This window comes from Algibacter sp. L4_22, from assembly GCF_023473045.1.
Lineage (GTDB): Bacteria > Bacteroidota > Bacteroidia > Flavobacteriales > Flavobacteriaceae > Algibacter.
In genome coordinates this window covers 423,588-435,949 of record NZ_JAMCOK010000001.1, presented here as the reverse complement: position 1 = coordinate 435,949, position 12,362 = coordinate 423,588, and the positions used below count along the sequence as shown (strand labels likewise).

At 29.6% G+C, this 12,362-nt stretch carries 12 protein-coding genes and 1 tRNA gene; 7 read left to right on the top strand and 6 right to left on the bottom strand.

Features of this window, described 5'->3' with window-relative positions:
• Nucleotides 1-54 precede the first annotated feature (54 nt).
• The 3 genes from M4I23_RS01900 to rbfA all read right to left on the bottom strand — a co-directional run bounded on the left by M4I23_RS01900 (nt 55) and on the right by rbfA (nt 2,749).
• Nucleotides 55-657, bottom strand: coding sequence for a TetR/AcrR family transcriptional regulator (locus M4I23_RS01900; protein WP_249753245.1), 603 nt, complete (start codon nt 655-657; stop codon nt 55-57).
• Between the two features lie 447 nt (nt 658-1,104).
• Nucleotides 1,105-2,310 carry an FtsX-like permease family protein gene (locus M4I23_RS01895; RefSeq protein ID WP_249753244.1) on the bottom strand — a complete coding sequence of 402 codons (1,206 nt, stop codon included), beginning with the start codon at nt 2,308-2,310 and terminating at the stop codon, nt 1,105-1,107.
• 1 nt (nt 2,311) lies between these two features.
• Nucleotides 2,312-2,749 carry a 30S ribosome-binding factor RbfA gene (gene rbfA, locus M4I23_RS01890; RefSeq protein WP_042502346.1) on the bottom strand — a complete coding sequence of 146 codons (438 nt, stop codon included), beginning with the start codon at nt 2,747-2,749 and terminating at the stop codon, nt 2,312-2,314.
• A gap of 261 nt (nt 2,750-3,010) precedes the next feature.
• Here rbfA and mce point away from each other — a divergent pair, with 261 nt between their 5' ends.
• Both mce and M4I23_RS01880 read left to right on the top strand, forming a co-directional pair.
• Complete coding sequence (gene mce / locus M4I23_RS01885) at nt 3,011-3,412, top strand: methylmalonyl-CoA epimerase (protein WP_249753243.1); 402 nt, start codon at nt 3,011-3,013, stop codon at nt 3,410-3,412.
• Between the two features lie 51 nt (nt 3,413-3,463).
• A tRNA-Ile gene (locus tag M4I23_RS01880) sits at nt 3,464-3,537 on the top strand.
• Nucleotides 3,538-4,126: 589 nt separating this feature from the next.
• Here the strand turns inward: M4I23_RS01880 and M4I23_RS01875 are convergent.
• Entirely contained in the window at nt 4,127-4,483 is a 357-nt protein-coding gene (locus tag M4I23_RS01875; RefSeq protein ID WP_249753242.1) for a JAB domain-containing protein, read from the bottom strand.
• 98 nt (nt 4,484-4,581) lie between these two features.
• Between M4I23_RS01875 and M4I23_RS01870 the strand changes: the two genes are divergently transcribed.
• The 5 genes from M4I23_RS01870 to M4I23_RS01850 are packed head-to-tail and all read left to right on the top strand — an operon-like array spanning nt 4,582 to nt 10,642.
• The gene (locus M4I23_RS01870) at nt 4,582-6,786 is read left to right on the top strand and encodes a DEAD/DEAH box helicase family protein (RefSeq protein WP_249753241.1); all 2,205 of its coding nucleotides are present in this window, start codon (nt 4,582-4,584) and stop codon (nt 6,784-6,786) included.
• 6 nt (nt 6,787-6,792) lie between these two features.
• Entirely contained in the window at nt 6,793-7,011 is a 219-nt protein-coding gene (locus tag M4I23_RS01865; protein WP_249753240.1) for a hypothetical protein, read from the top strand.
• Nucleotides 7,012-7,017: 6 nt separating this feature from the next.
• Entirely contained in the window at nt 7,018-9,210 is a 2,193-nt protein-coding gene (locus M4I23_RS01860) for an AAA family ATPase (RefSeq protein ID WP_249753239.1), read from the top strand.
• Nucleotides 9,210-9,689: a hypothetical protein gene (locus tag M4I23_RS01855; RefSeq protein WP_249753238.1), complete on the top strand. Its 480-nt coding sequence runs from the start codon at nt 9,210-9,212 to the stop codon at nt 9,687-9,689. The genes M4I23_RS01860 and M4I23_RS01855 overlap by 1 nt, the downstream gene beginning before the upstream one ends.
• A gap of 2 nt (nt 9,690-9,691) precedes the next feature.
• Complete coding sequence (locus M4I23_RS01850) at nt 9,692-10,642, top strand: hypothetical protein (RefSeq protein ID WP_249753237.1); 951 nt, start codon at nt 9,692-9,694, stop codon at nt 10,640-10,642.
• A gap of 11 nt (nt 10,643-10,653) precedes the next feature.
• Here the strand turns inward: M4I23_RS01850 and M4I23_RS01845 are convergent, their stop codons facing one another.
• Together M4I23_RS01845 and M4I23_RS01840 are read right to left on the bottom strand one after the other, a co-directional pair.
• Nucleotides 10,654-11,274 (bottom strand): hypothetical protein, encoded by a 621-nt coding sequence (locus M4I23_RS01845; protein WP_249753236.1) that lies wholly within the window; start codon nt 11,272-11,274, stop codon nt 10,654-10,656.
• The gene (locus M4I23_RS01840) at nt 11,274-12,362 is read right to left on the bottom strand and encodes a DUF262 domain-containing protein (protein WP_249753235.1); all 1,089 of its coding nucleotides are present in this window, start codon (nt 12,360-12,362) and stop codon (nt 11,274-11,276) included. Before M4I23_RS01840 ends, M4I23_RS01845 begins: the two co-directional genes overlap by 1 nt.

The following is a 12,362-nucleotide window of genomic DNA, read 5'->3' as shown; positions in this document are numbered from 1 at the left end:
ATTGTAATTGTTTTTAAAACATACTAACAGGTATGTTTTTTATGTAAAAAAATATTAACTCTTAATTTGTTGTAAATAAATAGATAAGCCAGCCATGTATTGGTCTAAAATAATATCTGTGTCATATAGTTTTCGAATACCACGTACGCCTTCAAAAGCACTTATTAAATATACAGCAACCGATGCGCTTGCGATGTTTTTTTTAATGGTGTTTTCCAATTTTCCGCGTTCTAATAATTGGATTAAGGCATCGCGCCAATTATCTATTATTTGTTTGAGAGCCATTTGGTATGCGGTTTCAAAATCGCCAATTTCGTTTATAAAATTGTTTGTTGGGCAACCGTGTTTTTTATCGTGCAGAGAGAAAGATTTTAACCTTTCGGAAAATGTGTTTTCTAGAATATCTACAACGTTTCCGGGTTGTTGCAAGGGTTCTATCATGCCTTTAAATACTCGCTCTTGTAGTTTAGAACTTATTACGGCAAGACCTAATTCTTTTTTGTTTTTGTAATGATGATAGAATGCACCTTTTGTTAGCTTGGTGGTTTTCATTATAGTATCTACACTTGTAGTTTTAAATCCGTTTTTATAAAACAGTTTAAACGACTCGTTAAGAATGGTTTGTTTGGTGAATTCCGATTTTTGCTCCTGTAACATATTACAAATGTATATAAAAAATACTAGTAGGTATGTTTTTTAACTTTTTCTGTTAAATTATACTTTGTACTGATACAAATACTTTGTGGTGTTATGCTTTTGGTTGGCAGATAAACCCGCGAGAAGGATTGATGCGGCATCCTTTTTTTATGCTTTTAAATAGAAAGTTTAGATATTGGGATTTGGCAGAGATTATATTTAATGGATGAAATATTCAAACAAGTTCTGTATAAAAAAAGATATAGCGGAAAGCCTGTTTGACATTTTTCAGGGCAACTCGCCCAAATAATTTAGACGGTTTCTTATTTAACATAACAGCAATAAAACGCCCTTTTTTCCTTTCTACTTCAACATAAAAAGAAACCGTAACTAAGGCTATGCTTTATTTTTTATATAAAGAAAAAAAGCATCATTTTATTTTACAGTAATTTCAAACCAGATATGGTATTAAACGGTTTTTACCATGTTTTTTGTAATACGAACCGATGCGATTTTTGATGCAATAATTCCTAAAACGGAAATGGTAAGGAATACGATAAAAAAGTTTTCTACACGTATAGCGACGGGATATGGCAGCGATGGCGTGATCATGACGAGGCTGAATTGCTGTTGTAAAAAGGTAATAATAAGTGCGATAGCGAGTCCGATAAGGCCGCCAATAATACTCATTAAACTACCTTGGTAGAAAAATATTTTACGAATATCTTTTACTGTGGCGCCTATGTTAAATAATGTGCTTAAACTTTTCTTTTTATCGAGCATCATCATAATTAATGAGCCGATAACGTTGAAAAATGCAATGATGAGTACTAGGGTAAAAATGAGGTAAACGGCCAGGTTTTCGGTGTTTAACATTTTGTAAAGTGCATCGTTTAATTGTGCGCGATTTTTTACGGTAACATTATCACCTAAAATGGCTTGTATGCTTTGTTTAGCTTGGGTTTCGTCTGCGTTTGGGTTAAGCTTAAACTCTATAGACGATATTTGGTTGTCTTGGTAATTAAGTAATCGTTTTGCTAAATCTATGGGAGCATAAATGTAGCCATCGTTTAGGGTTTCGTTTATGTAAAATATACCAACATTTACTGCGCGAACGGTATTAAAGGCATCTTTTGTAGATGTTATTTGTCCTTTTCCAGGCTTGGGAACATAAATGTTTATAGATTTTGTAAAATCTAAAATACCTAAAGATAAGTTTTTAGAAATGCCCCAACCCACAACAATTTCGTTTGTGTTTTGGTCTAACCAACTGCCTGTATCCATGGCAGAATCTATATTTACAATGTTTTGAAAATTGCCGTCTACACCTTTTATTTTAGCAATAGTAGTTTTGTTATTGCTAGTTATAAAAATGCGCTCTTCAATAATTTTAGAATACTCGGCAACGGCTTCTAAATTATCGAGTTTTTCTGCGATATCTTTAGTAAGCATAAAGGTTTTACCAATGGTGGTTTCGGCCTTTAAATCTGGATCTATTTCTGTAGAAAACTGTAGTGTAAAATCTTTTAATCCGGCAAAACCAGAGAGCACAATAAATAAAGATGCAGCCCCGAGAATAACACCAATAATAGCAATGTTGGTTATAAAATTAATAGCGTTATTGCTGCTTTTGGAACGCAAATAACGTTTTGCTATATATAGTGGGAAACTCAATCTACGATTTTTTTCTTTTGTCTAAAATATTAGGATCTTTGATAGGGTTTTCTTCGCCTTTTAAAGATTTTTCAATCTGGTCGATGTACTCTAAAGAATCGTCTATAAAAAACTCTAAATTAGGCATACGGCGCAATTGGTGTTTGGTACGTTGTGCTAATTCATGACGAATTAATGGTGTATTCGATTTTATGCCCTCCATAAGTGCAGGTGCTTTATCGTTAGGAAAAATGCTTAAATAGACCTTCGCAACCGATAAATCTACAGTAACCTTTACTTTAGATACCGATATTAAAACACCGCGCATTCCGCCCTGTGTGGCAGCTCCTTGTAGAACTTCTACTAAATCTTGCTGTAAAACCCCACCTATTTTTTTTTGTCTTTGACTTTCTGCTTCTTCCACTTTATAAAATGCTTTTAGATTGCAAAAATAAAGCATATTTAAAGATTATCTTGTTTTTCGAGGTGTATTTTAATATTTTCAGATTAATTTAGATAATAATTAACAAATTAACGCTTTCGCGGAAGGAATACAGGCTCGTTTATTCTTTTCGTCTTGTGCAGATTATTTAATGATATTCTTGCCAAGAGGATGTAAAAGAAGTGCGTCGAAACAGATTTGATATTTTCTTTTGCATGTATTGTTAGAATAAAATTAAGATTTTCGCATTCACAGAAATGAAAAAAAACAGGTTTTTAGATGAAAAAAATAGAACATATTGGCATTGCAGTAAAAAATTTAGAGGCTTCTAATAATTTATATTCAAAACTTTTTGGAGAGCTACCTTATAAAACCGAAACGGTAGAAAGCGAACATGTAAATACATCGTTTTTTATGGTTGGCGATAATAAAATTGAATTACTAGAGGCAACCTCGGAAGATAGCGCAATAGCCCGTTTTATTAATAAAAAGGGAGAAGGTATCCATCACATCGCGTTTGATGTTGAAGATATTGAAACTGAAATTATCCGTTTAAAAAATGAAGGTTTTAGAATTATAAACGAGGTTCCAAAGCGTGGAGCCGACAATAAATTAGTCGTTTTTTTGCATCCAAAATCTACAAATGGTGTACTAATTGAACTTTGCCAAGAGATAAAGTGATATTTTTTTTGGTTACATCTAAAATAAATAGTAATATTGCACTCCAATTTCGGTCCCATAGCTCAGTTGGTTAGAGCACCTGACTCATAATCAGGTGGTCCTTGGTTCGAGCCCAAGTGGGACCACATAGAGATTGTAAAGCTTCACAGCAATGTGAAGCTTTTTTAGTGCTTTAAAGTTAGATATGATCGAAACGAGGGACTTTATTGATAGAATATATGTGTTGCTATTCTGTTTTTTTAGAAATAGAAGTTGTTTTCTAGGAACATCTTATTTGTTCTTTACCAAAAAAAACATGAAGTAATGATTTCGATTTGATGTAGAGCTCGTTTTAAATAAATATTTTAAGCGTTTACCTCCGGCTTTATTCACTTCGTTTGTAAGATCGTTTAAGTATTGTGTTAAACAGCTTAAAAGCGTTCTATACCTTGGTAATTTGTTTAAGTATCTTAGATGGTTTAGAAGCCTTGAGTGTTAGTTCACGTTTTCTGTTTATAGAGCTGTAATATTATGAGGCCCTATTGAATTCTCAGAAAAACCAAAACCTATTAAAAACAAAAAAGTCTAACATTTCTGTTAGACTTAATTTTGCTCCTTCTCTAGGGCTCGAACCTAGGACTGTAATTAGCTGTATTTCATATGTTTATAAAGTGTATCAGTATTAAGGAATCCGAATTCTACTCCTTTTATCTTCGAATTAGTGTTTTTTTATAATTAGATTTTGAATATTACTAAATAATCAAACACCTTAATATTAAATGAATTTCCAAGATTAATGATTTTAGCTAAGGTATGTTCTCTCTTTTTAATTGAAAATAATTCGTTATCATTAAAATATTCAAAAATATATAATGAACACCCTTCTAAATTTAAAACTAAAGATATTAAATATTTTACATTAAAACATTCACTATTGAAATATCTATTATTTAGTTCTTTAATTTCAATTACATTATTATTTAAATCTAAAATCAGTAAGCTAAACTTCTTTTCAAATTTATTATGCTTCTTATAAAATAAAAGAGCATCATGGACTGAATTAATTCTTGTTTTATTATTCTCGATTTTCATTTGCTTAAAAATTTAAAAATGTTTATTGTAAAGTTGTACGAAACTTTTTCGTGTTTTTCATATATTAGTAGGAAATTTTAACTGTATTAAATACATAAATGAGCCATTTAAGTTTTAAAAAGTTAAGTTTCCCTCCAACTTATAAGTATAGTTCTGATTCTGAGTATATACCACTGGAATTTTATGAGGAAGTTTTCCCTATATCAAAAAATATAGACCTGCTTTTAGGTTACTTTAGTTCAAATGCTATTAAAGTATTATCAAGAAGTTTTGCTGAATTCATCTATAATGGCGGTAAAATGCGGCTTATAACAAACCATGTTTACAGTCTTTCTGATTATGAAAACCTATTAGATGATCCTAAGTTGGATGATGAGGATAAGATTATTAACATATTTAGTGATCTATCCGAAATAGAAAAAGGTCTAAGTTCTGAAGGAAAACACTTTTTTGATTGTTTAAAATACCTGCTAAAACATGGTAAGCTTGAGTTAATCCCTGTGAAATTTAATAATGTTGATTTAGCACATTGTAAAAAAATGATATTGTATGATGGTGAAGATTATATTCTAACGGAAGGTAGTATTAATTTCACCCTACCAGCTTTACTTAAAAATTCTGAAAGCTTTCAGGTAGAAACGCCTTGGAATGGAAGTGTTAGTATTAGAAGAATTGAGGATGAAAAAAATAATTTTGAAAAAATATTTAATCATACACATTCGAATTATAACTATATAGATAAAGAAGATATTGAAGTAATAGTTAATTCTCTAGGTAGAGATAAAGATATATCAGACTTGCTTGATGATTCATTAGAATTAAAAGGGCATGGTTATAGTGAAAAAGTAAAAAGAATAATTGAAAAGAAGAAAGAACGATTTAAAGATAAATTAGAAATAATACATAATACTCCCAAGTTTCCTTTCCCTCAAGGACCTAGAGAATATCAAAAGGAAGCTTTTGATGAATGGGTAAAAAAAGATTATTCAGGGGTTTTTGCTATGGCTACAGGTACAGGTAAAACAATTACATCACTTAATTGCCTACTAAATCTATATACTGATAGTGGGAGTTATAGAGCTATTATTTTAGTTCCATCAATTGCTTTACTAAACCAATGGGAAGAAGAGGTGAAATCTTTTAACTTTAAAAATATTTTAAAAGTAGGAGGAGGAAACAATTGGGAGAAGGATTTAGCAAATTATTCTAGTAATTACTCTTGGGGTTTAAAAAGTGATTTAGTAATCATATCCACATATGGAAGCTTTGTATTAGACAGATTTCAAAAATTATTCCAAAAAATACAAGAAGACTTTTTATTAATTGCTGATGAAGCTCATAACATGGGAGCTAACAACATACAAAGTAAACTCAAAGATGTAAAAGTTAATAAAAAGATTGGTCTATCTGCAACACCTAAAAGAATATATGATCCTCAAGGAACTATAGCTATTGACTCGTTTTTCAATGATTCCCCTCCTTATACTTATAGTTTTGGTATGGAAAGAGCTTTAGACTATGGTTTTTTAACAGGTTATAAATATTACCCTTTAATTGTTGAATTGACTGATTCAGAATTTGAAGAATATACAGAAATATCAAAAAAATTACTAAAGTTTTTTGACTTTAAAAATGGTAAATTTAAAGACGACCCTATTGTAGAAATTTTATTACTTAAAAGAAAAAGTATAATACACAAAGCACATAATAAATTAGACACATTTAGCTCTATTATTAAAGATCTAATCAAGATAAAGAAAGATAAATATGTATTTGCCTATATACCTGAAGGAAACACCTTAAGTGATGAAGGAGATACTATTAAAATATTAAATCAATATTTAACACAAATAAATAAAGACTATCCAAATTTAAAAATTAACTCTTACACCTCCGAAGATCAAAACTTAGGCGAAGTGTTAAGAGGTTTTGAAGATGGTAAAATAGAAGTTTTATTTGCTATGAAAATGCTTGATGAAGGTGTTGACATACCTAGAGCTGAAGTGGGAATTTTTGCTAGTAGTACGGGAAACCCTCGTCAATTTATTCAAAGAAGAGGTAGATTGCTCAGAAAACATAAAGACAAAGCTTTTGCGACTATATATGATATGGTAGTTATCCCTAGGCTTAACAATCATTTGGGAGAACTTTTTAACATTGAAAAGAACCTAGTTAAGAACGAATTAAATAGGGTTGCCTACTTTGCTAGTTTAGCAATGAATTTTTACGACTCCAAAGAAGCTTTAGAAGATGTTTGTCAAAAATATGACCTAGATTTAGATACAATAATAAATGAATTATAAAAACATATGGAAAGAGATCGAATTTTAAAAGAAATACTTTCTGACTCCGAATTAATGGAGAAGTATAAAATAAAGAAAGAAGAACTGGATACGTTAACCACTACACCTTCTGGACCGTATAGTAAAAAAATAGTGGAAGTACTATCAGTGATAATAAACGAAAATGACAATCACCTTAATAATTCTATGATATACAAGAAACTAAAAAACGTACATAATATATAAATTTACATGGCATCAATAATAAATAGTATATCCTTCAAGAATTTTTTTAATTACTATGGAGATTATGATACAACAAGATACGAATTTGAAGATGGTGTAAACATTGTAGTAGCAGATAATGGAGCAGGGAAGTCTAAATTTTTCAATGCTTTTTTATGGCTATTCTATGACCAAGTTTTAGATTCAGATGATAAAAAGAAAAAAAATGTAAAGGATTTTGCTGTTAAAATTATCTCTGACAAGGCAAAAAATGAGACTTCAATTGGAGAGCAAGTACAAACAGGAATTAAAATAGAGTATTCTACTGGAAGGTATAAATATCAAATCATAAAATCATTTACTGCCACAAGAATAAGTGAAAAACTCACGGATTTTGATAGCTGGCAAATAACAATAGATGATATTGAAGTTGATAAAACAGACCATGTTTTACCTAAATACAAACCTGTTTATGATGCTGAAGAAAAACAAAAAGTAATAAGCCAACTTATACTACCTACCCTAAGACAGTACTCTTTCTTTCAAGGGGAAGAAGTAGATAAGATGATTGATTTTAGTAAAAAATCAAGTATTGAAGATGCTGTAAGAACATTAACTAACATTAGCAAATATGAAGACATTGCTAACATTGTTAAAGACATTGCTGTAAGGGCTGAAAAAGATTTAAATAAACAAACCAATGCTACTAGTGAACATAATACAAGACTTGATAAAGCTATTGTATTTAAAGATGAACTACAAGAAAAACTAATTCAAGAATCTGAAAAGCTAGTTGAATTTAACACCTTATATGAGTCTGCTGAGCAAGAAAAAAATGAATTAGAACAAAACTTTGCTAATGCTGAAAAAAGAAAAGAATTAGATGATAAAATCTCTGAGAAAAATAAAGTCTTAAAACGCGTAAAAGATGACTACGACTCTTTTCTTGATGGTATTAACAACAGGTTCTTTGATGGTAATTTTTCATGGATCACCTTAGGGTTTGAAGACTCCATAAATGATTTTAAAAATAGCATTAAAGAATTCAGACAAAAAAGATACGAGAAAAGAGCTCTACAAAATGCAGCTGAAAATCCTAACGATTACTTTACAATGCTACCTGTTAACTCTCCTGATGCTGTTACATTAGATCAGATGATTGAGGATAAGAAGTGCTATGTATGTGATAGAGATGCTGAAGTAGGCTCAGACGCATACAACTACTTATTGAAGCTAAAAAACAGACCTAATGAAAATAACACTAAAAAAGAGTTTGTTAAAAATGATCTGGAAGACTTCTTTGGAAATCTTCAGTTAAATGCAGCACCATTTTTAAATAAGTTTGATTCAATTCATAATAGTATTTTAAGAACTAGAGAAAAAGAAGTTGAACTTAAAAATAAAGTAGAAAAATACAGTAGTGAATTAAAAGCTTTAAAATCACAAAGAAAAGACATTTTAATTGCAGGAACAGAAGGTGAAGGTGTAGACAATGCTACAACTATTATAAACCAGTATAAAGGGTCTATAAGAAGAATGGAGCAAGCTTCTTCAAGAATAGAAAGATTACAAGACACCATAAAAAGCTTAAAAACACAAATTAGTACTACTGAAAAAGAAATTACAAATTTACGCCCGAAAGATATACCTGAAGGCTTTACTATTAATTACGAAATAAGTAAAGATTTAGTTGAAGCAACTTTACAGGCTAAAGAACGTGTTTTTGATAAAATGGTTAGTCTTTTAGAAGACCACGCTAATAAACATTTCCAAAGCTTAATTAAGTACAATGACATTAAAGGTGGTGTTTTAAGATTTCAAAAATCACCTTCTGGTGGAATATCTTTAGATTATATTGATGACCTAGGAAATGAGGTCTCAGGAGCTTCTGAAGGTTTCCAAAGAATGAAGAAATTTGCTGTAGTTATGTCTATCATATCTGCTAATACTTCTCAATACAATTACCCTTTATTAGCTGATGCACCTTTATCTGCATTTGGTAAAGCTTTTAATAAAGGATTCTTTGAAGCAATTCCAGATGTATTTCCTCAGAGTATTATTTTGGTTAAAGATCTTTACGATCAAGATTCCGAAGACAAATTAACAGATTTAGGTCAACAACTTTTAAAAAGTGATGTTATAAAAACATTTTACTTAAATGAAGTTGATGAAGAATCTTCACAAATAGAAAGAACTACTAAAATTGAAAGAAGAAAATAATGAATAGTCAAGAATTCAAATCAAATTTAGTCTCAAAAAGACCTCGTTATGCTAACAGTAGAATACCTTTACTTGAAGCATTAGCTAACAAAGGTGCAAGATCATCAGAATACAGCCAATTTGGACCTATATACGAGCTTTATATTTATGCTATGATGACTGGTATAAAAAAGAAAAGACGTTTACCATTACCACCAAGAAACTTAACTTCTGATTTTCTAGAAATTGGTAAATGGAAAAGAGATTCATCTTTAGTAGATTTTTTATTAATGGTAATTTTTACCCAAACCGATGATTTAAACATTAACTGGAATGAGTTAGAAGATCTAGAAGAAGATCAATTAAATAAAGTGATCTCAGATGTGGTTACACTTATTGAAGAATATGCCAATGGTGGTCTTGAGTATCTTGAAAACCTTTATGAAAAAGGGGAGTTAGAAAACTCTCACTATATGTTTATTGATTTATATAATAATTAGTTATGACAATTAAAGAATCAATATTAAAGAGCCTAGAAGATACTAAATCAATGCTCACCACTACTGAAATATTAGACCATATTAATAAAAAAAAATATTATGAGTTTGGAGCAAAAAATCCTGCTCATGTTATTTACAGTGAAATTAGAGATTTACGAATTAAAGGGGATACCAGAATAAAAAGAATAAAATTTTCAGGAAAGAATTACAAATATTTTTTAAAAAAGTTTGAGGGTGATATAAATATTGATAAGGTTGAATTAAATATCCCTAAAACTAACACAAAGAATGATTTTAAAGAAAGAGACCTACATATTTTACTAGCAACATACCTGAAAAACTCAAATACATATTGCAAAACAATTTTTCATGAACAATCTAGAAACTCTAAAGACAATCATCAAAAATGGGTGCACCCAGACACTATTGCAATTCAGTTTACCAGCCTGAAATCAAAAATTAATCAAGTCTTTTTAAAAGCCATAAACAGACTTGAATCTTTTAGAATATCTTCTTATGAAATAAAGAAAGAAATAAACTCTGACTATGAATTAAAAAAACATTATTTCCAAGCTGTTTCAAATTCAAGTTGGGCAAATTATGGGTATCTAGTTGCTTTTGAAATTAGCGACACTTTATCAGAAGAAATGGAAAGGTTAAATCAATCTTTTGGTATTGGAATAATACAACTTAGTGCTAATCCTTTTGAAAGCAAAATATTATATCACGCAAAATACAAGGATCTAGACTTCAAAACTATTGATAAATTATGTAGAATTAACAATGAGTTTGAAAAGTTCATTGAGCAAGTTGAATTATTACTTACAGCGGATGAAAAGTATGTTAAAGCATCCGAAAAAGAACTTGATAGCTTCTGCGATAAATATCTTACAACTGATACTGAAATTGAAGAATATTGTTCTGAAAAGAAAATAAAAAGAAATAACTTATAAAGTCCAAAACTTTAATTGAATCGAGTCATTGTTTGAGCTAGAAAATTCATTTCAAGTATATATGTCTCAAACATTGTCTGGTTTGAAGTTTTTAGTGATTGCAAAAACTTAGATGGTGAACGTTGATTATCAGGTAATGTATTATGATTATTTTCTATAAATTTTTTAAACTTTGTATCGGAAGAAACACTACTATGAGCAATTGCATTTCTAATTATAAAAATATGATTTAAAACAGTCTTTGAAGCAGAAGGAATATTTGAAAATGGATTATCATCTTTATAAAATACTTTTGTGTTTTTCTCTAATTTATGTAAAGGTAATAAATCCAGAAAAGGCTTCCCATTTAAAATAAAGTTTAAAACTAGCTTTCTATCTTTAAATATATGCTTTTGGATTTTCTTTTTTGTACTCAATTGATATTTATCATATAAGAGACCAATAAAAAACTCCTCAACAAAAGATTCAAATAAAGTTACAGATTTAAGAAACATTCCATCATAAAAAAGATTCAAATCTTTATCTAAAATATAAGCATTATTAGACGCGTTTGCTTTTTCCATCCTTTTTCTGGATGAAAAAACCCGATCATATTCCTTTTTTAATCTTAAAGATAAAATATCTGAATGCATTAATATAAATGTTTATTTAAATAATTAAAAACCACTTCTCTGTTCTCTTTCGAATTAGTTCCTCGTGTAAAAGCATCGTAAACTTTTTCAGGAATAGAAATCACTTTTTTATCTTTCTTCCATTCTGCTTGTGCTTTTTTTATTTTTTCCGAAAGACTATCTAAGTTGCTTTTTAAACTATTTTTATTAATATTAATTTTCACATTTTTAGACGTTTTATAACCAAATTGCTCCTGATAAATTACAGAAAACAAAGAGTAAAGTAATGGCGTCTTCTTAAAAGAACTATCCTTAATTTTTTTACCATAGACATCATCTAAAAAAACAAATATATTCTCTATCCTTTGTTTTTTTATCTCCAATTCAGGAATAGAACCTTCGTCATCATATTTTTTATAATATCCATTTATACTTTCTGGAGTTCTTCTAAGCGTCCCATCAATTGAAAGCATCAATAAATCATTCACAAATTCAATTTCATCCATTCTAGAAATTTTTGAGTCTGTAAAAACACCCCATTTTATCCAATAATCATAGTACTTATTTCCAATTTTAAAAGCTAAACTTTTGAATTCACCATAAAATGATGCATTCCTCAACTCTTGATCATTCAACTTTACTCCTGTACTATTCATCCTTGAAAAAATTTCAAGAATTTCTCTATTAGAAACAGTTGAAGGCAAAACATGAACAAAAAATTCATAATCTAGTATTTCTTGCTTAGCTTCACTAGGAAGTTCACTGTAAGATTTACCTCCATATGCTTCATTATGAGTTTTACTCAATTTAAAAGTCTTATGATCTTTATCAAATTCACCGAGTACATATGAAATTACTGTTCTTAATCTCTGCTGTCCATCTACGACCTCTTTAATTGGTATAAAAGAATCAAGATTAGTTTTAACATCTCTAAGTATGATTACAGGTATTGGAAGACCTCTTAAAATAGTATCAATTAGATAAGATTTTGATTTTTCATTCCAAACGGATCTTCTTTGGAAATTAGGGTTTAAAACTAATCCTTCAGTCTTATACCAAGAGATGAAATCTGCTACTTTAAAAGTTGTTCTTTGAATATTATAACTCAT

What these genes read in the sequence shown, in the direction of transcription:
- M4I23_RS01900 (WP_249753245.1), bottom strand. Translation starts at nt 657, where the DNA reads ATGTTACAGGAGCAAAAATCGGAATTCACCAAACAAACCATTCTTAAC.
- rbfA (WP_042502346.1), bottom strand. Translation starts at nt 2,749, where the DNA reads ATGCTTTATTTTTGCAATCTAAAAGCATTTTATAAAGTGGAAGAAGCA.
- mce (WP_249753243.1), top strand. Translation starts at nt 3,011, where the DNA reads ATGAAAAAAATAGAACATATTGGCATTGCAGTAAAAAATTTAGAGGCT.
- M4I23_RS01875 (WP_249753242.1), bottom strand. Translation starts at nt 4,483, where the DNA reads ATGAAAATCGAGAATAATAAAACAAGAATTAATTCAGTCCATGATGCT.
- M4I23_RS01870 (WP_249753241.1), top strand. Translation starts at nt 4,582, where the DNA reads ATGAGCCATTTAAGTTTTAAAAAGTTAAGTTTCCCTCCAACTTATAAG.
- M4I23_RS01865 (WP_249753240.1), top strand. Translation starts at nt 6,793, where the DNA reads ATGGAAAGAGATCGAATTTTAAAAGAAATACTTTCTGACTCCGAATTA.
- M4I23_RS01860 (WP_249753239.1), top strand. Translation starts at nt 7,018, where the DNA reads ATGGCATCAATAATAAATAGTATATCCTTCAAGAATTTTTTTAATTAC.
- M4I23_RS01855 (WP_249753238.1), top strand. Translation starts at nt 9,210, where the DNA reads ATGAATAGTCAAGAATTCAAATCAAATTTAGTCTCAAAAAGACCTCGT.
- M4I23_RS01850 (WP_249753237.1), top strand. Translation starts at nt 9,692, where the DNA reads ATGACAATTAAAGAATCAATATTAAAGAGCCTAGAAGATACTAAATCA.
- M4I23_RS01845 (WP_249753236.1), bottom strand. Translation starts at nt 11,274, where the DNA reads ATGCATTCAGATATTTTATCTTTAAGATTAAAAAAGGAATATGATCGG.
- M4I23_RS01840 (WP_249753235.1), bottom strand. Translation starts at nt 12,362, where the DNA reads ATGAGTTATAATATTCAAAGAACAACTTTTAAAGTAGCAGATTTCATC.